Source organism: Vibrio sp. MMH1-50, assembly GCF_022347645.1.
In the GTDB taxonomy this organism is placed as follows: Bacteria; Pseudomonadota; Gammaproteobacteria; order Enterobacterales; family Vibrionaceae; genus Vibrio; species Vibrio harveyi.
In genome coordinates this window covers 1-19,141 of record NZ_JAKRGG010000027.1, presented here as the reverse complement: position 1 = coordinate 19,141, position 19,141 = coordinate 1, and the positions used below count along the sequence as shown (strand labels likewise).

The 19,141-nt window shown below is 46.4% G+C and carries 15 protein-coding genes; 10 read left to right on the top strand and 5 right to left on the bottom strand.

Annotated elements, in window-relative coordinates:
* Positions 1 to 57: 57 nt before the first annotated feature.
* Positions 58 to 330, bottom strand: a complete 273-nt coding sequence (locus MHO32_RS17820) for a hypothetical protein (RefSeq protein WP_005447997.1) — start codon at positions 328 to 330, stop codon at positions 58 to 60.
* Positions 331 to 426: 96 nt separating this feature from the next.
* Positions 427 to 3,204: an insulinase family protein gene (locus tag MHO32_RS17815; RefSeq protein ID WP_017189321.1), complete on the bottom strand. Its 2,778-nt coding sequence runs from the start codon at positions 3,202 to 3,204 to the stop codon at positions 427 to 429.
* Between the two features lie 377 nt (positions 3,205 to 3,581).
* Here MHO32_RS17815 and sixA point away from each other — a divergent pair, with 377 nt between their 5' ends.
* Positions 3,582 to 4,046 (top strand): phosphohistidine phosphatase SixA, encoded by a 465-nt coding sequence (sixA, locus tag MHO32_RS17810; protein WP_038898829.1) that lies wholly within the window; start codon positions 3,582 to 3,584, stop codon positions 4,044 to 4,046.
* 103 nt (positions 4,047 to 4,149) lie between these two features.
* On the opposite strand, the gene smrB is transcribed toward sixA, so the two are convergent.
* On the bottom strand, positions 4,150 to 4,680 hold the full coding sequence (gene smrB, locus MHO32_RS17805; RefSeq protein WP_009698558.1) for an endonuclease SmrB: 531 nt from the start codon (positions 4,678 to 4,680) through the stop codon (positions 4,150 to 4,152).
* Positions 4,681 to 4,741: 61 nt separating this feature from the next.
* On the opposite strand from smrB, the gene prmB reads away from it, so the two are divergent.
* Both prmB and aroC read left to right on the top strand, forming a co-directional pair.
* Entirely contained in the window at positions 4,742 to 5,674 is a 933-nt protein-coding gene (gene prmB, locus MHO32_RS17800; protein ID WP_005433096.1) for a 50S ribosomal protein L3 N(5)-glutamine methyltransferase, read from the top strand.
* A 221-nt stretch (positions 5,675 to 5,895) separates the two neighbouring features.
* Positions 5,896 to 6,981 carry a chorismate synthase gene (aroC, locus tag MHO32_RS17795; protein ID WP_005448015.1) on the top strand — a complete coding sequence of 362 codons (1,086 nt, stop codon included), beginning with the start codon at positions 5,896 to 5,898 and terminating at the stop codon, positions 6,979 to 6,981.
* 83 nt (positions 6,982 to 7,064) lie between these two features.
* Here the strand turns inward: aroC and MHO32_RS17790 are convergent, their stop codons facing one another.
* Positions 7,065 to 7,688: a trimeric intracellular cation channel family protein gene (locus MHO32_RS17790; RefSeq protein ID WP_005433103.1), complete on the bottom strand. Its 624-nt coding sequence runs from the start codon at positions 7,686 to 7,688 to the stop codon at positions 7,065 to 7,067.
* A 327-nt stretch (positions 7,689 to 8,015) separates the two neighbouring features.
* Between MHO32_RS17790 and MHO32_RS17785 the strand changes: the two genes are divergently transcribed.
* The 3 genes from MHO32_RS17785 to MHO32_RS17775 all read left to right on the top strand — a co-directional run bounded on the left by MHO32_RS17785 (position 8,016) and on the right by MHO32_RS17775 (position 9,527).
* Positions 8,016 to 8,546 carry an elongation factor P hydroxylase gene (locus MHO32_RS17785; protein ID WP_005448017.1) on the top strand — a complete coding sequence of 177 codons (531 nt, stop codon included), beginning with the start codon at positions 8,016 to 8,018 and terminating at the stop codon, positions 8,544 to 8,546.
* A 15-nt stretch (positions 8,547 to 8,561) separates the two neighbouring features.
* Entirely contained in the window at positions 8,562 to 8,825 is a 264-nt protein-coding gene (locus MHO32_RS17780) for a YfcL family protein (protein ID WP_005448019.1), read from the top strand.
* A gap of 177 nt (positions 8,826 to 9,002) precedes the next feature.
* The gene (locus MHO32_RS17775; protein WP_005448020.1) at positions 9,003 to 9,527 is read left to right on the top strand and encodes an NADPH-dependent FMN reductase; all 525 of its coding nucleotides are present in this window, start codon (positions 9,003 to 9,005) and stop codon (positions 9,525 to 9,527) included.
* Positions 9,528 to 9,804: 277 nt separating this feature from the next.
* Here MHO32_RS17775 and mnmC read toward each other — a convergent pair whose 3' ends face one another.
* The gene (gene mnmC, locus MHO32_RS17770) at positions 9,805 to 11,823 is read right to left on the bottom strand and encodes a bifunctional tRNA (5-methylaminomethyl-2-thiouridine)(34)-methyltransferase MnmD/FAD-dependent 5-carboxymethylaminomethyl-2-thiouridine(34) oxidoreductase MnmC (RefSeq protein WP_017817811.1); all 2,019 of its coding nucleotides are present in this window, start codon (positions 11,821 to 11,823) and stop codon (positions 9,805 to 9,807) included.
* Positions 11,824 to 11,951: 128 nt separating this feature from the next.
* Here mnmC and fabB point away from each other — a divergent pair, with 128 nt between their 5' ends.
* From fabB to MHO32_RS17750, 4 genes are all read left to right on the top strand, one after another.
* A complete protein-coding gene (gene fabB, locus MHO32_RS17765) occupies positions 11,952 to 13,163 on the top strand; it encodes a beta-ketoacyl-ACP synthase I (RefSeq protein WP_005448024.1) in 1,212 nt (403 codons plus the stop codon).
* Positions 13,164 to 13,490: 327 nt separating this feature from the next.
* A complete protein-coding gene (locus MHO32_RS17760; RefSeq protein WP_005448026.1) occupies positions 13,491 to 14,624 on the top strand; it encodes a 4-phosphoerythronate dehydrogenase in 1,134 nt (377 codons plus the stop codon).
* Positions 14,621 to 15,634: an aspartate-semialdehyde dehydrogenase gene (locus MHO32_RS17755; protein ID WP_005448028.1), complete on the top strand. Its 1,014-nt coding sequence runs from the start codon at positions 14,621 to 14,623 to the stop codon at positions 15,632 to 15,634. The genes MHO32_RS17760 and MHO32_RS17755 overlap by 4 nt, the downstream gene beginning before the upstream one ends.
* 199 nt (positions 15,635 to 15,833) lie before the next feature.
* Positions 15,834 to 19,141, top strand: a 3,308-nt coding sequence (locus MHO32_RS17750; protein ID WP_239213279.1) for a FimV/HubP family polar landmark protein, incomplete at its 3' end; no start/stop codon positions are given.

Sequence of the window (19,141 nt, the reverse complement as noted above, 5' to 3'; positions counted from 1 at the left end):
AAGGCTTGCATGACGCAAGCCTTTTTTGTTTCTGAAAGAGTGGCAATTGACAGAGAATCAGTCGTCATTCTTGCCTTTGTTCTTTCCTTTTCCTTTGTCGTTTCCATGACCTTTACCCGGGTTGTCGTCGCCATGGATACTGGCATTGCCTTTACCTTTTCCTTTGTCGTGTTTGCCAGAACAGTCGTCTGACTTAATTGATACGTTATCGCCATCAAGGCGCAAACAGTCTTCACTTAGCTCGAAATCATCACCTTTAATGGTGATATCAGCGTAAGCAGCAGGTGCCAGTGGCATTAGTACAGCAGCAAGTAAAAGTAGCTTTTTCATGTAACCCTCGTGTTTGCGTATTTATTGAACAAGGTAATTACAGCATAAACGAAATGACTACTTTTACCATTTCATGCCATTCTTGTATTTGAGCTTTTACCCGAGACCGAAGTCTTTCGGGCGCAGTTGAAACTCTTCTATCGAGCCAATCTCTAAGCCAAGATTGATTCGCGGCGCGTCTTCATGGGCGATGCCTTGTGAATGCATCACCAAACGATTAGCAGTACGAGGTTTAAGCTCATTGACCACAAAGCGAATCATATCGGTGCGGGTCAATTCTTTAAGCTCTTCCAACACTTTTTCACGCTGATTAAAGTCGGTGTCTTTGTTGCCAATTGCTACCCATAGGCGCTGCGCTCTTCCGCGCAATGTGGTGTCAGGCGTTGCAATCTGGTTCCATAATCCGCGCTTACTGCTGTGCCATTGGTATTCATTGAGCTCTAACAACACCATGTAGAACGCATTTAAAAACTCATCGATTGAGGTAACCAGTTCGGCTGGTGCAGCATTCGGTGACTGCACGTAAAGCACAATCCCCGGATGACGGTTAAGCGGCATATTGCCCGTGCCAACCATGTAACCTAACTGTTGTTTAGTTCGGATCTCATGGAAGAAGGTTGCCGACATCAAGTGATTCGCTAACGAGTAAAGTGCAATATTACGAGGCGAGATGTCTTCGCATTGATGATAAATCACTACAGCTGAGTCTTGTTGGTTACAGTTCACTTCGCGTTGGAAACTGCCGTTTTCACCCAGCATGACGAGTGGGCGAAGCGCTTCTTCGTAACGTTGTTCTTTTACGCGAAGTGCGTCTTTCAATGTGTTTGCCATGTCATGAGCTTGCTGACGCTGCCAATCGCCATAAACGAACATCTCAACGTGTAGCTCAGCCAGAATCGATTCAACGAACACTGACAGCTCATCCACTTCAATCTCTTCCAATGCTTCAACCAAAGTTGCAAATGGAGGATTGTTCGGTTGGAGCAAGCCTGTTAGTGCATTAAAAAGCTGTGAAATAGGACGATCTTGTGATGAATTTCGCCAATTACGTAACAGTTGCTGCTTAATGGTCTCAAAGCGAGCAGGGCTGAACTCACGCGCTGCAAAGCGATGCAGAATCATTTCCAGCAGCTGTGGCAGTTTCTGGCTAAAACCCGATAGGGTAAGCGTGACACCGCCTTGGTGAGCATACATGTTGTAACCCATACCTGCGATTTCAGCTTGATAAGTCTCTTTGGCTAGAGAGTCGAGGAACATCTCAACACATAGACGCGTTTTCACGATGTTTTTCGGTGATGCTACCGCGTGTGAACTATCGATGGCGACGTAAACGACACCTTTTGGTACTCGGAATTCATCGTCTTGCAAGTGCCATAATCGGAAGCCTTCTACATCTTCCACCAACTCCGGCAATGAGCCACCGTTTTCAAACGGTTTTGGATCGAGTTCGTAGCAAATGTATGGGTTCTTTTCTGGGAGAACGAATTGCCAACTTGGGTCGATTTGTTGATAGAAACGGCGCTGCTCTTCGCTAAACGGCGTTACCGAGTAAGGCGTGAAGTACCACTCTGCGGTTTGGTTGTATTCCAAGCCTTTCGCTATCAATGTAACGCGAACGTTTTCAACCGAAAGATATTGAAGTAATGAGCGTTGAAGCACTTCATCATAGCCGGCCATTTTGTAGTCGCCATAAACCGTGTCTTCCGGTTGATAGTGCTGCATATTGATCACCAAATGGCTGACCAAATCCATTGGGCGCGATGGCTCTTGGAAGCGAAAAGCAGATTCCAACACCGCTTGTTTTTCCAAGTAGCGCCACTCATCCATACCGTCTTGTTTGATCATGGACAGATATTGGAATACCGCTTGAACGATGTCATCGATATGGTCCAAGCCGTTTGGCGTCAGTGTGCAACTTACGGTGAAATCGCGGTAGTTACTGCCACTCGCACCGCCGCCTGCGGAGAGGGAAGTAATCCAGCCTTTCTCTTTGAGTTGAAGCATCAGACTGCCTTCACCCTCGTAACCCAACAAGTGAGCAAAGTAGGAGAGGGGCTTCACGCTATAGTGCGCGTCCATTCCCGGCATTGGGAACGTGAGAATCAGTTTACGGAACTCTTTAATTGGCTCGACTTGAACCAGGATGCCTGTGCTTTCTTCAGTGCCAATAGGCACATCGATCGACTTGCCACGTAGTTGGTGATTTGGAATGTCGGCAAACATGGTTTCTACCCATGCTTGCTGCTCATCAAGAGATTGCGGACCAAACAAAGTCAGCGTCATCAAGTCAGCAGAATATTGAGAGTGGTGAAATTCAACTATCTCGTCGCGGATGGATTTGCCATCGCGATCGCCAAGTGTATCTAAGTTACCGACAGAAAATTTTGAAAATGGGTGCTCTGGGTTGATGACTTCTTTGTTGACTTGATACAGACGGCGAGAATCGTCATTCAGCTTGAGCTTGTATTCGGAATCGACCGCTTGGCGCTCTTTGTCTAACGCTTCTTCGTTAAACAGTGGTGCGGTAAAGAATTGGCTGAAGCGATCAAGCGCGGTTTCAAAAGCAGTTGGTGTGACATCGAAGAAGAAACAGGTGTGCTCGGTGCCCGTCCAAGCGTTGTTGGTGCCACCATGTTGACTAATATAACTTTGAAACTCGCCCACTTTAGGGTATTTTTCCGTACCCAAAAAAAGCATGTGTTCTAGATAGTGTGCCAGACCTTGGCGATCCATCGGATCATCGAAGTGTCCAACGTTTACTGCTAGGGCTGCTGCCGACTGTTGAGCCGTGTCGGAATGAATCAGCAACACGCGCAGGGCATTACTCAATGTAATGTAGCGGTATTGATTTGAATCGTTTGGACTTAGGTGCACGATGCGTCTCCAGATTTCGCATTACAGTAATTATGATCCCCGAGCGGGGAGGCGCAAAGTTTGCGCTTCGACAAATACTGCTTGCCGCATTTTTGTTATTCGTAAGAGTACTGCATAAGCCCATCAGCAAATTGCTATGGGGTTCGAGCTATTTGAAGGAATGCACTGAGTTCATAACTTCATCGTAGAATGTGATGAACTGAGTATATTCTTTTTAATAGATTGTTAAGAAAGTCGCTATCTTTAGCAAGCGAATTGGTATAATGAACCGATAATTATATCAGTATTTTTGTTTCGACATTATTAAAGTTAGCCCGCTATCCGTATAAAGATAGCAGTCAACCTTTTGGTAGCGTTAGCTATCCCTAGGAAATAACATGAAAATATTTATCTTGCGTCACGGTGAAGCAGAGCATTTTGCGAACACCGACGCGGAAAGACAACTGACCCCAAGAGGCAGAACTGAATCGGAAGCAGTTGCCCGAGCATGTAAAGAGCAAGGTTTTGCTCAATTCGACAAAGTACTGGTGAGCCCGTACATTCGAGCGCAGCAAACTTGGCAAGAAATCAGCGCACACTTTTCGGCTAAGAGCATCGAAACGTGTGAAGACATCACGCCTTACGGTCAATCCGACCAAGTGTTTGATTTCGCTAATGCGTTGATTGAAGTTGAGAAGCTTGAATCTCTTTTGCTTGTGTCGCACTTGCCGCTGGTGGGCTACCTTACCTCGGAATTTGTGAAAGACATGACGCCGCCAATGTTCCCGACATCTGGCTTGGTGTGCATCGAATTTGATCCGCAAACACAACGCGGTGAAGTGCTTTGGCATATCACGCCATAGAGCACCACCTCTCGGGATGATGGCTCGAGAAAAACAAAAAGGCAGGGTTAACCTGCCTTTGTCGTTCTTGCTCGTTCGAGAAGTACTTCTCGAAGTCGGTGAGTTATTTTTCTGGAATAGACAGTAGCACCAGTAGGGCACCATCGCCGCCAAACTCTAGAGGCGCTTGGTGGAATGCCATTACGTCTGGGTGTTGAGCTAACCAAAGCGGCGCTTTCTGCTTCAGAATGTGCTTACCGATGCCGTGTTGTACACACGCACAGTGGATTTCGTTTTTCACGCAGTACGCGATCATCGCACCGAGTTCTCGCTTGGCTTCTTGCTGTGTCATACCGTGCATGTCTAGGAAAACGTCAGGCACGTACACGCCACGACGAAGACGTTTCACTTCATAAGTGGACACATCGTCACGCGCATAACGAGTTGGTCCCTCTTCATTAAGAAGCGGAACAAACTCATCAGAAAAGTAAAACTCAGAATCACTCGCTTCACGGTTTGAGCGTGTGATTTCTTTTTGCTTAGTATTTTTTTTTGGTTGCTGGATTATGGTATCCTGTCGCAACTTTTTTACGCCCTGTACTGCATCCTTAAACAAGGCGAAATCGTCATCGTGTTCGGTGTCTTTTTTGCTCATTAGGTAAACAATTTCATTTTTACAATTTATGGCAGTATTGTAGCGCTTTTCGGAGGCAATTTTGGATAAGATTTTTGTAGAAGAGGCGGTATCGGAGCTCCATACCCTTCAAGATATGATTCGTTGGACGGTAAGCCGCTTTAACGCCGCTAACCTGTTTTACGGTCATGGCACTGATAATGCGTGGGATGAAGCGGTTCAGCTTATCCTGCCAACATTATACTTGCCGATTGATGTGCCTCCGCACGTATTGAACTCTCGCCTTACGACAAGCGAGCGTCTGCGTATCGTTGAGCGCGTAGTAAAACGCATCAACGAGCGTACACCAACTGCATACCTAACGAACAAAGCATGGTTCTGCGGTCTTGAGTTCTTCGTTGATGAGCGTGTACTTGTGCCACGTTCTCCAATCGGCGAATTGATTCAAGCGGAATTCCAACCTTGGTTGGTGGAAGAGCCTACGCGCATCATGGACCTATGTACGGGTTCTGGTTGTATCGCGATTGCTTGTGCGCACGCTTTCCCTGAAGCAGAAGTTGATGCGATCGACATCTCTACAGACGCTCTACAAGTGGCTGAGCAAAACGTACAAGATCACGGCATGGAGCAACAAGTGTTCCCAATCCGCTCTGACTTGTTCCGCGATCTTCCAAAAGAGAAATACAACCTGATCGTGTCTAACCCACCTTACGTGGATGAAGAAGACATGAACAGCCTGCCAGACGAGTTCACGCACGAGCCTGAACTAGGTCTAGCTGCTGGCACTGACGGTCTAAAACTGGTTCGCCGTATTCTTGCTAACGCACCAGACTACCTCACAGACGACGGTATTCTTGTGTGTGAAGTTGGTAACTCAATGGTTCACATGATGGAACAGTACCCACAAATTCCATTCACTTGGATTGAGTTCGAGAACGGTGGTCACGGCGTATTCATGCTAACGCGTGACCAATTGGTTGAGTGTGCAGAAGAGTTCAAACTGTACAAAGACTAAGTCTGTCGAAATAAACCATTCGAATAAACAATGAAAACACCGAGCCCAGTGCTCGGTGTTTTTTTATCCGCTTCGCACTGAGCTTGGAAAATTTCGGCTGTTTTGTTTTTTCCACCAAATCGGGCTTTACATCAAAACGTAATACCGCCACTATGATTCCACGAAGAATTGAAAAGCAGTTGCGCTCATGGAGAGCGTGGCGACAAGAACTTGAGGAAGTAATGGCAGGAAACAGTATCGGACAACATTTCCGAGTAACGACATTCGGAGAAAGTCACGGTATCGCACTAGGATGTATCGTAGACGGATGCCCTCCAGGTTTGGAAATCACTGAGGCAGATCTGCAAACGGATCTCGACCGTCGCCGTCCTGGCACATCACGTTACACTACCCAACGTCGTGAACCGGACGAAGTAAAAATTCTTTCTGGCGTTTTTGAAGGTAAAACCACAGGTACTTCAATTGGTCTGATGATCGAGAACACAGACCAACGTTCTAAAGACTACTCAGACATCAAAGACAAGTTCCGTCCAGGACACGCTGATTACACTTACCACCAAAAATACGGTGTGCGCGACTATCGAGGTGGCGGTCGTTCGTCTGCTCGTGAAACGGCAATGCGTGTGGCGGCTGGTGCAATCGCTAAGAAATACCTAAAAGACGAGTTCGGTGTAGAAATCCGCGCTTACTTGTCGCAAATGGGTGACGTTTCAATCGATAAAGTGGATTGGAATGAAATCGAAAACAACGCGTTCTTCTGCCCAGATGCAGACAAAGTGGAAGCGTTTGATCAACTTATCCGTGATCTGAAAAAAGAAGGCGACTCTATCGGCGCTAAAATTCAGGTCGTGGCAACCAACGTGCCTGTTGGTCTTGGTGAGCCTGTATTTGATCGTTTGGATGCAGACATCGCGCACGCGTTAATGAGCATCAATGCAGTGAAAGGCGTGGAAATCGGTGACGGTTTTGATGTGGTAAACCAAAAAGGCAGCGAGCACCGTGATACGCTTTCACCAGAAGGCTTTGGTAGTAACCACGCGGGCGGCATTCTTGGCGGTATCTCTACTGGTCAAGAGATTGTTGCAAACATCGCGCTTAAGCCAACCTCAAGCATTACGGTGCCAGGTGAGACTATCACTAAAGAGGGTGAACCAACTCAGTTGATCACTAAAGGTCGTCATGACCCTTGTGTGGGTATCCGTGCGGTGCCTATCGCAGAAGCGATGCTTGCTATTGTCGTTATGGACCATTTGCTACGCCACCGTGGTCAAAACCATGGCGTACAAACCGAGACTCCAAAGATTTAAGTTTGAAGCTTAACTCGATAGAAACACAAAAGGCTGCTCAATGAGCAGCCTTTTTCATGTCTTTTAATAGGTTTCTATTTGAATCAGTGAATCGACCCTTCGGTTTCCAAGTGGAATGAAGGCAAGCGCCATTTAAAGCGTACTGCCGCCATACGCAACATGTAACCAGTAATCAGAGTCACAATCGTCGCGGTTACGTCCGGTACGTTGAACTCAAGTAACGCTAGGTACAAACCTGATGCGATAAGTGCTACAGAGGCGTAAAGCTCTTCATGCAGCACAAGCGGCGTTTGACGACAAATCAAATCACGTAGCAGACCACCAAATACGCCAGTTACAAGTGCTGACACCATACAAATGCCAGGGTGTAAGCCCATGCCAATCGCTACCTTGGTGCCGATGATGCTAAATACGATCAAGCCTAGCGCATCCAAACGAATGAACAGACCTTTCAGCTTGATTACCCACTTCGCCAAGCCAGTTGTCAGTACACCCGCAACGCATGTAATTGCTAAGAATTCAGGATTCTTTACCCAACCTAATGGGTAGTGACCTAGCAAAATGTCGCGTACTGTACCGCCGCCGATTGCCGTTGCACTGGCTACCAACATAACACCAAACCAATCCATTTTTCTTCGACCAGCACTCAATGCACCAGTCATGGCTTCAGCCGTGATACCAATGATATACAACACACTTAGCAGCATAAGGGGACACTCAAATAAAAGGGCTCTGTTATGTCCTTGAGATTAAGGAAAACAGCAGCAAAACTTACCAACAAGATCTAAGCCTTGGGGATAGGCTTAAATCCAAAAAGAATCTCGCTTTAAGTAGCGTTGAAGTCGCCATCATTAAGCGTAAAAATAAGGCGTGAGTGTAGTGGGAAATGTGATCTGTGACGAATGAGAAATTGTATGGAGAAAGCGACTTTCAGATTAACTCAGCTAATAACCAAACATGTTGTGTGGCTTTACCTGTGTAAGAAAAACAGCGACAATGCGCACCGCATATCAATTTGAAGTACAGAATCGATGATGAATCACGAATATCAAGACCTTATCACCATCTTCAACGACACGTTTCTTGAGTCTTTTAATACCAAATTAGAACTTGGTGGTGATGAGCCTATCTACTTACCAGCTGACGAAGCGCACCCACATCATCGGATTATTTTTGCTCGTGGCTTTTACGCGTCAGCACTACACGAGATTGCCCATTGGTGTGTGGCAGGACCAGAGCGCCGCTTGCTAGAAGATTTTGGTTACTGGTACGAGCCAGATGGTCGTACAGCAGAGGTTCAAGCTGAGTTCGAAAAAGTTGAAGTTCGCCCCCAAGCTTATGAGTGGATTCTAGCGAAAAGTGCTGACTTCCCTTTTAACGTTAGTTGTGACAATCTACACGGCGATTTTGAACCAGATCGTCTTGGTTTTATGCACAAAGTGCACAATGAAGTAATGGGTATTTTAGAAAACGGTCTTCCGCCTCGTGTACAAATGCTATCGGATGCGTTGCGTGCCTTTTACCAAACCAAGCCGCTGGAAACGTCTGACTTTATCGTTAAATAACCTCAGAGAAGCTCCATGATTATTGAATTTGAAGAAAAACTACTAGAACTGATTGATGCACGCATTGAAACCGCATCGGATGATGAATTGTTTGCTGGTGGTTATTTACGTGGTCACATTTCTCTGTCTGCGGCGGCGTGTGAAGAAGAAGGCATTAACGATGTGGCTGAGTTGAAATCTCGCATCGAAAACAGTCTTGAGGAAGCGCGTTCAGAATTAACACCAGCAGACCGCGTGATTGTTAACGACCTTTGGCAAGAGCTTCAAGCACAAGCTTAAGCCGCCATCAGTTTTTATAAGCTTCGACAGGTTGCGCTAAACCTCTGGTTGAAGCAAAAAGAGTTGAATTAAACTCCTTCGAAATTTTCGAATCTCTCCTTAAAATTTTTGTGGTTGTAGCACACTCGTTCACCTCTTACTCTTGTTAGTACAAAACGTGAACAAAGGACTACAACCATGAAAATTATCGCATTCGGCGCTTCTACTAGCTCTACCTCTATTAATAAAACTCTCGCGACTTACGCAGCCAATCTTGTTGAAGGTGCAGACGTGCAAGTGTTAGATCTCAATAGCTACGATGTTCCTTTGTTCAGCGAAGACAAAGAGAAGGAAATTGGTCAGGCAGAGGGCGCAAAAGCGTTTCTTGCTGACATCGCAACAGCAGACGCTTTGGTGATTTCTTTTGCTGAGCATAATGGCTCTTACCCAGCAGCGTATAAGAATTTATTCGATTGGGCGACACGCATCGAGCGTAACGTATTCCAAAATAAACCAGCGGTGTACTTAGCGACTTCACCAGGTCCTGGTGGTGCACAAACGGTACTCGCTGCGGCGACAGGCTCTGCACCTTACTTTGGTGCGGAAGTGAAAGCATCGCAATCTATTCCAAGCTTCTACGATAACTTTGATTTAGAAGCGGGCAAGTTCCGTAATGCGGAACTTGCAGATCAAGTGAAAGCAGCAGTGGCGACATTGAATTAAGGTCTCTCTTTTGTGTCATTAACCGAGAGATTCCCGACTACACTCCTTCGTCGTTATTGGGAATGACGAGGGAGTTTTCGTTTAGAAGGTCGCTGAATGAATTGCTCCTGTTCGCTGTTAAAGTTAATGACTTAAATTCGAACATTCCCTAGAAGGAAGAATGATTGAGTAGGGGATCTTTTTTGTGTAATGAATCGAGAGATCCCCCAACTGTATTCGTTCGTCTTTAACAGGAATAGCAACAGACTTTTGCTTTCAGCGAAATACTAAAAGCAAATTACACCTCAGTAATTGCCTTCCCTTTACGTAGCTTTCTTACCCACATACGGCTAGGATGCAGCTCAGTCAGGACATCAACAGGCAGTGGTAACGGATCGCCACAGATTTGTGATGCCAACACTTCTGCCATTAGAGGTGCTGAGCTCAAACCACGAGAGCCTAAACCTAGGAAACAGAATAGGTTAGGGAACTGGTGAATCGCGTCAACGTCTTGCTCTTGTTGATTTTGCAGATCCGCATATTGCGTTTTGATGGTTTCAAAGTCGCCTACGTTCCCTACAAACGGAAGGTGGTCACGGCTAACACAGCGAATACCTTGGCGTGACAAGTTACCAGAGGTATCCACCTCTTTCGTCCAAGTTTGGTTCGGCAGGCACTTCACCAATTTCTCAGCGTTGTCTTTTTGCGCATCCTCGTCAAACTCGTAATCGAGGTGGCTGCGGTCGTAGCTTGCACCGATGCACAAGTGCTGATTATTCGGGTTAACAGGTGTCATGTAACCGTCGTAACACAGTACCGTTTTCAGCTTGGACAAAGTTTCTGTCGCTGGTGCGTGGCTAACTTGACCTTTTACCTGACCCATTGGTAAATCAGCGGTTTGGCTTAGTGTTTGGAACTCACTGCCATTAGCAACCACTACAGTTGAATGTTCAAAGCTTTGACCGTTCGCTTTCAATATCCAAACCTTGCGCGATTCGTCCCAAGTGAGCGACTCGACTTGATGCTCGAACTTCGCTTCAAAAAGTTCTGTTTTATCCAATTGAGCTATCAAGCCTCGCGTGAGTTCAGCAGGGCATAACCAACCGCCAAGAGGATAGTGAACCGATGCCATATCAATCGGCAAGCCTATCTTCTCTGCGGTCTCTTCAGCAGATAGTTTATGAATTAACTCTGGTGTGAAATTGCCAGCAAGCATTTTCTCTAATTTATCTGCAGATTTGTCATCCCACATCAGCTGAGTAATGCCGCACCAATCGTGATCAAATTGGATATCTTGCGCTGCTTGGTCAACAAACTGACGGGCAAACAAAAAGCCCGGAGCGAATACACGAGAAACGCCTTTGTGTGGACCATTTAATAATGGGTACACTGCGCCTTGGCGGTTGCCTGATGCGCCTTCTGCAGGTTGAGCGTCTTTGCAGTAAAGCGTGATATTTTGACCGCGACGAATCAGCGTTTTAGCCAAAGCCGCGCTAGCGATACCGCCACCAATAATCGCGATGGAATCATGATTGGTCGAGGCAGTGCGGTTAAACCAAGGTAGGTGGTTTGAATGCGCTTCACGCTGCTCCATCGAACCTGCAATCATTTCACGTTTGGTGCCGAAGCCTTTGACTTTTTTCATTGCAAAGCCCGCTTCGTTTAAGCCGCGACGCACAAAACCCGCTGCCGTAAAGGTTGCGACCGTACAATCCTGTTTCGCCAATTTTGCCATGCCGTTGAATAGGTTTTGGTTCCACATTTCTGGGTTTTTGCTCGGTGCAAAACCATCTAAGAACCAAGCATCAATCAAGCCTTGCTCTTCATAAGGAACAAGCGGCATGCAGTCTTTGATATCGCCAAACCAAAGATCGAGTGTGATAGCGCCGTCTTCTAAAACAATGCGATGACACTCAGGCACTGCTGCTGGATAGTGCTGTTGCAGTTTTTCGGCAAACTCTGCCAATTCTGGCCATGATTGATGCGCTTTTTCTAAATCAGCTTTGCTTAGTGGGTACTTCTCAAAGCTAACAAAATGCAATTCTTTTAGGGTTGCCTCTGGATATTCGCGACGAAATTCGGTAAACCATTGCCACACGGCTAAGAAGTTCAACCCTGTGCCAAATCCGGTTTCACCAATAACAAAACGTCTTTGGTCAAATTCCTGCCATCTTTCTGGTAGATGATTTTGTTTGAGGAACACGTAACGCGTCTCTTCGAGACCGTTTACGTTGGAGAAATAAACATCATCAAATTGGTCAGAAACCGGTGTACCAGCTTCGTTCCAACCAAGTTCTGCGTTTTTAATCGAAGTCATAATGGTGCAAATATGTGATTTGGCGCGGTTAGAATTCGGCGATTGTACGAATTTCTGGGAAAGCTGACCACTTTTGTTGACTATCTTAGTTATTATCTAGCGGATTTTTGAATTATAGGAATGTCATAATGAAACGAGTCGTAATCACCGGTATGGGTATTGTTTCAAGTATCGGTAACAACGTCGAAGAAGTTCTAGCGTCTCTTAAAGCGGGCAAATCTGGCATCACTGCGTCTGAGCAGTTTAAAGAAAACGGTCTGCGTTCGCAGGTATGGGGTGATCTGAAAATCAACCCAGCAGAATTTATTGACCGTAAGCAGATGCGCTTTATGGGTGATGCGGCTGCTTATGCATACCTATCAATGCAGCAGGCAATTGAAGACGCTGGTCTATCTGAAGAACAAGTTTCAAACGATCGTACAGGTATCGTTGCTGGTTCTGGTGGTGCTTCTGCATTAAACCAAACAGTAGCAACTGACACGATGCGTGCAAAAGGCGTAAAACGCGTAGGTCCATACATGGTTCCACGTACTATGTCGTCAACAGTATCAGCGTGTCTTGCAACACCATTTAAGATTCGTGGCGTGAACTACTCAATGAGCTCAGCTTGTGCAACGTCTGCACACTGTATCGGTCACGCGATGGAGCTTATCCAACTTGGTAAACAAGACATCGTTTTTGCAGGTGGTGGTGAAGAGCTAGATTGGTCTCAAACTATGATGTTTGATGCGATGGGCGCACTATCAACTAAATACAACGAAACACCAGACAAAGCATCTCGTACTTACGATGCAGACCGTGACGGTTTCGTAATCTCTGGTGGCGGCGGCATGCTAGTTATCGAAGAACTAGAGCACGCTCTAGCTCGTGGCGCGAAAATCTACGGTGAGATCGTAGGTTACGGTGCGACTTCTGATGGCTACGACATGGTAGCACCATCAGGTGAAGGCGCCGTTCGTTGTATGAAGATGGCAATGCAAGATGTTGATGCTATCGACTACATCAATACCCACGGCACTTCTACTCCAGTAGGTGACGTGAAAGAGCTAGGCGCTATCCAAGAACTATTCGGTGATAACAGCCCAGCAATCTCTGCGACAAAAGCAATGACAGGTCACGCACTAGGTGCAGCTGGCGTTCACGAAGCGATTTACTCAACGCTAATGCTAGACAACAACTTCATTGCCCCAAGTGTGAACATCTCTAACTTGGATGAAGCAGCACAAGGTCTAGATATCGTAACGGAAGCTCGTGAAGCTGAGTTAACGACGGTTATGTCAAACAGCTTTGGTTTTGGTGGTACAAACGCGACATTGGTAATCAAAAAGTACCAAGCGTAAGCGACTCAAAGCTAACTGAATTTGTTGGTCGGAATGTCACTATGGTTTCTCAAATGGTGTCAACGGACCGACAAACCAGTTTCCAGAGCTTGATCAGTCAAACTGATCGAACAGACGCAGACTCTATCCCAAGGAGAGCGGGATAGGATCCTTTTGTTCTGGAACTTTGCCCGGCTAATTTAGCCGGGCTTTTTCTTTTCTGAAACCTGTTTAGGAAAGTCACTTGGGTATAGTTGTTGAGATTTTTCAAGAAAAGGGCACAATCGCTTTAGCTTCGCATCTTGCGAATAAACGAACTCATACAAATGGATGTTAAACGCTGGCGCTATGAAAATTATTGTTGATGAAAATATGCCGTACGCTGAAGAGCTATTCAGCCAACTCGGTGAAGTGATTCTAAAACCTGGTCGTACACTAACCGCCGATGATTTAGTCGATGTCGACGCGCTAATGATTCGCTCAGTTACCAAAGTAAACGCAGAACTGATCAGCAAAGCAAACAAGCTGAAGTTCGTTGGTACAGCAACCGCAGGTATGGATCATGTTGATCAAGCGCTATTGCAAGAGAAAGGTATTTTCTTCACCGCAGCACCTGGTTGTAACAAAGTTGGTGTTGCCGAGTACGCGTTCAGTGTCATGATGGTGCTAGCACAACAACAAGGCTTCTCAGTTTTCGATAAAACCGTTGGTATTATTGGCGCGGGTCAAGTCGGTAGCTACCTTGAAAAATGTTTGAAAGGCATGGGCATAAACGTGCTCATCAATGATCCATTTAAACAAGAAGAGGGTGATTCTCGCAGCTTCACTCCGCTAGCCGAGCTGATCGAACGTTCTGACATCATTACGCTGCATACGCCTATCACTAAAGATGGTCCACATCCAACGCATCACCTGATTGATGAGGCAGTGCTAAATGGTCTTCGTAGCGATCAAATTCTTATCAATGCCGCGCGCGGTCCGGTCGTTGACAACCAAGCGCTAAAGCAACGTTTACTGAAAAACGACGGCTTTACAGCGGCACTCGATGTGTTTGAGTTTGAACCAGAGGTTGATATGGAGCTTCTGCCTCTGCTAGCATTCGCAACCCCTCATGTTGCAGGCTATGGTCTGGAAGGGAAAGCTCGCGGTACAACAATGATTTTCAACAGCTACTGTGAGTTCTTAAATAACGAATTACGTGCGCATGCCAGCGATTTACTGCCAACCGCGCCTGTTCCTACTATGGTATTGGACAGAGCATGGGATGAAGCAACGCTGCACAACATCACGCAGTTAATCTATGATGTGCGTAAAGATGACGCTCTTTTCCGCCGCGAAATCAGTAAGCCAGGCTCTTTTGACCTGATGCGTAAAAACTACTGGGATCGCCGCGAGTACAGCGCTGTCACGCTAATGGGTAACGAAACATGCAATCTTGCACCATTAGCAGAACTAGGTTTTCAGGTTGAGGTAAGTCAATGAGCCAGCAATACAATGTTGCCGTATTAGGTGCGACCGGTGCGGTCGGTGAAACAATTTTGGAAGTGCTTCAAGAGCGCAAATTCCCGGTAGGTGAAATCTTCCTACTTGCGAGTGAGCGTAGTGAAGGCAAGACTTACCGCTTCAATGGTAAAACGGTACGTGTTCAAAACGTAGAAGAATTCGATTGGTCTCAAGCTCACATCGCACTGTTCTCTGCTGGTGGCGAACTGTCAGCAAAATGGGCACCAATTGCCGCTGATGAAGGCGTTATCGTTATCGATAACACGTCGAACTTCCGTTACGAATATGACATTCCTTTGGTTGTGCCAGAAGTAAACCCAGAAGCGATTGCAGAATTTCGTAACCGCAATATCATTGCAAACCCGAACTGTTCAACCATCCAAATGCTGGTGGCACTAAAACCAATTCATGATGCAGTGGGCATTGAACGTATTAACGTTTCAACTTACCAATCTGTATCGGGTGCAGGTAAAGCAGGTATTGATGAGCTAGCAGGTCAAACAGCGAAGCTGCTAAATGGTCTACCTGCTGACAAGAAGCAATTCTCTCAACAGATCGCGTTTAACTGTATTCCACAAATCGACCAGATGATGGAAAACGGCTACACCAAAGAAGAAATGAAAATGGTGTGGGAAACGCAAAAGATCTTTAACGACCCATCAATCACAGTAAACCCAACTTGTGTACGCGTACCTGTATTCTATGGTCACGCAGAAGCGGTTCATATTGAGACTCGCTCACCAATCGATGCACAAGAAGTGATTAACTTACTTGAGCAAACAGATGGTATTGAAGTATTCCACGGTGAAGACTTCCCAACACAAGTTCGTGATGCGGGCGGCAAAGACCATGTAATGGTTGGTCGTATTCGTAACGATATCAGTCATCACAGTGGCGTGAACCTATGGGTTGTTGCCGATAATGTTCGTAAAGGCGCAGCAACCAACGCAGTTCAAATTGCAGAAGTTCTGATTCGCGATTACTACTAAGTCGACCACGTTAAGAACCTTAAAGCCTCGCACTATGCGAGGCTTTTTTGTTCGAATAGCGTAAAATTGTGTGAGATTAGTACGAATATGGTGAGAGCCACACATTTTTTACCCTCAAAGCTATAGTTTTGAGGGCTATATCCGATATATTTAACCGATCACTATTTCAAATTGTTACTAGCACCAAACTGAGCCTTCTATGCGTCAAAATTATAAGCGTTTGTTAGCAGCCCTTGTGCTGATGAGCGCGACTCAGACATCGTCATTGGTTCAAGCCGAAGGTATTCGTCTTGTAGGACCCTCTGGTGAAGTGCAAGCGTCTCCGAGCTTTGCTGAGGAGATTGAACGAGCGTTGCCCGCTCCACCTAAAAATGACCAACCGTCGCGCTTCTTTGGCCCGACAGGTCAAAATGAGACTTTATGGTCGATCGCTTCTCAATTGCGACCTTCTCGAAATGTTTCCGTACAACAAACGCTGCTCGCCATCTATAGAATCAACCCTCAAGCGTTTGATAAACAGAATATCCACGAACTGATTCCTGGTAGTCGATTACGTGTCCCTTCTCTGGAGCAAGTGCAAAGCGCAACAACTGCGCAAGCTGTTGCCATTATGAAAGCGCATGAAGCTCGACTCACTCAGCCAAAAGCAACGCCTACTCAACCTGTAAAACCGAAAGTTGAGCCGCCAAAACCAGTGGTTGAAACCGCAAAGCCAGATCCAAAACCAGAGGCTGCGAAACCAGAAGCTCCGAAACCAGAGCTGGTAAAAGTGGTAAAACCTGAGACGCCAGTGCCTGCAGTGACCACCTCACCAGAAGGCGAGAAGCAAGTCAGTGCGCTGAAAGACAAGCTACAAGGCTCGCAAAGTGAATTGGAGTCTTTGGAAGAGAAGAATCATCGCCTGCGTTTGATGCTTTCTGAAGTACAAAGCGAAGTTGAAACGCTGAAAACATCGTTGAATGACGAAGAGCGTATTCGCTCAGAAGTTGAAAAATTGTTAGCTGAAGAGCGTCAGCGTGTTGCCGAGCAACAGCGTATGCAGCCAAGTACGATGGATAAAATTCTATCGAATGGCTGGCTTGTTGGTCTTGCTGCGTTGATTCCGGGTGCGTTAATCGCCTTGTTAGTCGTGATGATGCTTGGTCGTCGCTCGAAAGCGAAAGAGGAAGAAGCGGCTGCGCAAGAGCAGCAAAGTACAGATCCTCTTGCTGCGCCAATTGGTTTAGCAGCTGCGGATGAATTAGACGAAGAGCTGAGCCTTGATGACGACTTGTTCGGAGATGATGACGAAGCTGAAAACCTATTCGAACAAGAAGAACAGCAAACTGAAGAAGAGGATGTCTTCGGGAACCTTGATGATGACGAGCTTGACTTCAATCTTGAAGGTGATGATGGCGAGGACCCATTTGCTGGCATCGGTGACGATGGCGATTTAGACGTTGGCTTTGATGAATTTGATTCCTCTAGTAATGGCATCAAGGTTAATGGCGAAGAAAAAGCCCTGGGTCTTGAAGAAATGGAGCGCGCCTTGGATGAGGTGGCACCTGAACTTGAAGTGCTAGATGACGATGATGCTGGCTTCGATCTTTCTGACGAAGATGGTTCTGATGCGATGTCTGATGATGCTTTTGCTGAATTACTCGCAGCTGATGAACCGGCAGAAGAGCTGCAAACAGATGGCGTCGACCAAGCAATGTTGGACGACTTGTTTGCTGACCTAGATGGTGATGATCTCAATCTGGACGTTGAAGAAGATAAGCCAGCTGTAACTGAGAACGCATTTTCAGCTGGTGAAGCAACGGACGATGACATCGATAAACTGCTAGCACAATACGAGCAACCAACATCAAGCGAATCAGATGATGATGTATTTGATGAACTTGAGGCGCTTTCCGGTCTAACAGAAAACGACTCAAGTGAAGATGACGCATCGGCGCTTCTTGATGAGTTGATCGGCGAAGATGATGGTGAGTCCCTTAACGAGCTTGACCCTCTTGAAGAGCTAGAGGATATCGCGGGCTTGAGCGAAGAGCCTGCGATCGACGAAGACAGTACCGATTTACTCGATGAGTTGATTGGCTTTGATGATGAGGACTCATCCGACGATGACTTTGATCCGCTTGATGAGCTAGAAAAACTATCAGGTTTCGAGAATGACGATGCTCTGGCAGACATTGATGAAAATAGCGTTGATTTGTTGGACGAGCTGTTAGATGACGATAACGAAGAATCGCACAGCGAACCGAACAGTGAAATTGACCCATTTGATGATCTAATTCGTGAAGATGACGAACCAGAGAACATTCAAGATGATGAAGACCTGCTTGCCTCGCTTGGTTTTGATGATTTAGAGCCTGTAGAAGAGGAAGCGTTAACTTCGACTCCTCAACCTACTGCTGGCGTCGAATCAACATTAGATTTAGAAGATGAAAAAGCAGCACTTGGATTAGATTCCGGTTTGGATATAGATGCGCTGCTTAGTGACAACCAACCAGAGGCTGAAAGTCAGCCTCAGACTGAGCCTCTAAGCACAGAAGCTGAAGCCGAGCAGTCTGAATCCGATGTTAATTTCAACAGCAATGATTTCTTTGGTGACCTAGAAGATGCTTCACCAAAGCATGACCCGTTAATGACGGAGCTAGATGATCTCTTCGATACCGACAGCGAAGCTCTAAAACCTGCAGAGCAAGAAGGTGCGGACTTTGCTGCAGAGCTTGACGCATTGATTGGCGGTGAAACGGAATTCGCGGATGAGGCGGAGCTTGAATCCGAGCCAGAAACATCAGTTGAAGAACCAGCGGTGGAAGAAGAATCTGTTGAGCAGCTTGATACAGCAGAGCTTCAATCAGACGACGTGCCACAAGTGAACCAAGCTGAAAGTGAATCTATTGCAACTTCTGATATTGAAGAAGAGCCTGCTTTCACTCCGACACCGAACACAGTTGAAAATGAATTTGGTATTCCTCAAGAGGAAGATTGGCTAGTTGATGATATTGAGCCTGAGGGCAAAACAGAGCAAGAGCCAGTCGCAGCTAACTCAACTGCATCTAATATCGATGAAGAAGAGTTCAACCTAGACGATTTAGAACTTCCTGAATTCAGCGAAGAAGATGCGCTAGCGTCAATGGCAGAAGAGCCAGCGTTAGCGGAATCGGAAATGGCTGAACCTGAAGCGCCAGTTGCGGACGCAGAAGAAGAGTTCAACCTCGACGACTTAGAGCTTCCTGAATTCAGCGAAGAAGATGCGCTAGCGTCAATGGCAGAGGAGCCAGCGCTAACAGAATCGGAAACAGCCGATGTTGAAGCGCCAGTTGCGGACGCGGAAGAAGAGTTCAACTTTGATGAATTAGAGCTTCCTGAGTTCAGCGAAGAAGATGCGCTAGCATCAATGGCAGAAGAGCCTGCGCAAACAGAATCGGAAATGGCTGAGCCTGAAGCACCAGTTGCGGACGCAGAAGAAGAGTTCAACCTCGACGACTTAGAACTTCCTGAATTCAGCGAAGAAGA

What these genes read in the sequence shown, in the direction of transcription:
- fabB (WP_005448024.1), top strand. Translation starts at nt 11,952, where the DNA reads ATGAAACGAGTCGTAATCACCGGTATGGGTATTGTTTCAAGTATCGGT.
- MHO32_RS17780 (WP_005448019.1), top strand. Translation starts at nt 8,562, where the DNA reads ATGATTATTGAATTTGAAGAAAAACTACTAGAACTGATTGATGCACGC.
- sixA (WP_038898829.1), top strand. Translation starts at nt 3,582, where the DNA reads ATGAAAATATTTATCTTGCGTCACGGTGAAGCAGAGCATTTTGCGAAC.
- mnmC (WP_017817811.1), bottom strand. Translation starts at nt 11,823, where the DNA reads ATGACTTCGATTAAAAACGCAGAACTTGGTTGGAACGAAGCTGGTACA.
- smrB (WP_009698558.1), bottom strand. Translation starts at nt 4,680, where the DNA reads ATGAGCAAAAAAGACACCGAACACGATGACGATTTCGCCTTGTTTAAG.
- MHO32_RS17785 (WP_005448017.1), top strand. Translation starts at nt 8,016, where the DNA reads ATGAATCACGAATATCAAGACCTTATCACCATCTTCAACGACACGTTT.
- MHO32_RS17760 (WP_005448026.1), top strand. Translation starts at nt 13,491, where the DNA reads ATGAAAATTATTGTTGATGAAAATATGCCGTACGCTGAAGAGCTATTC.
- aroC (WP_005448015.1), top strand. Translation starts at nt 5,896, where the DNA reads ATGGCAGGAAACAGTATCGGACAACATTTCCGAGTAACGACATTCGGA.
- MHO32_RS17755 (WP_005448028.1), top strand. Translation starts at nt 14,621, where the DNA reads ATGAGCCAGCAATACAATGTTGCCGTATTAGGTGCGACCGGTGCGGTC.
- MHO32_RS17820 (WP_005447997.1), bottom strand. Translation starts at nt 330, where the DNA reads ATGAAAAAGCTACTTTTACTTGCTGCTGTACTAATGCCACTGGCACCT.
- MHO32_RS17775 (WP_005448020.1), top strand. Translation starts at nt 9,003, where the DNA reads ATGAAAATTATCGCATTCGGCGCTTCTACTAGCTCTACCTCTATTAAT.
- MHO32_RS17790 (WP_005433103.1), bottom strand. Translation starts at nt 7,688, where the DNA reads ATGCTGCTAAGTGTGTTGTATATCATTGGTATCACGGCTGAAGCCATG.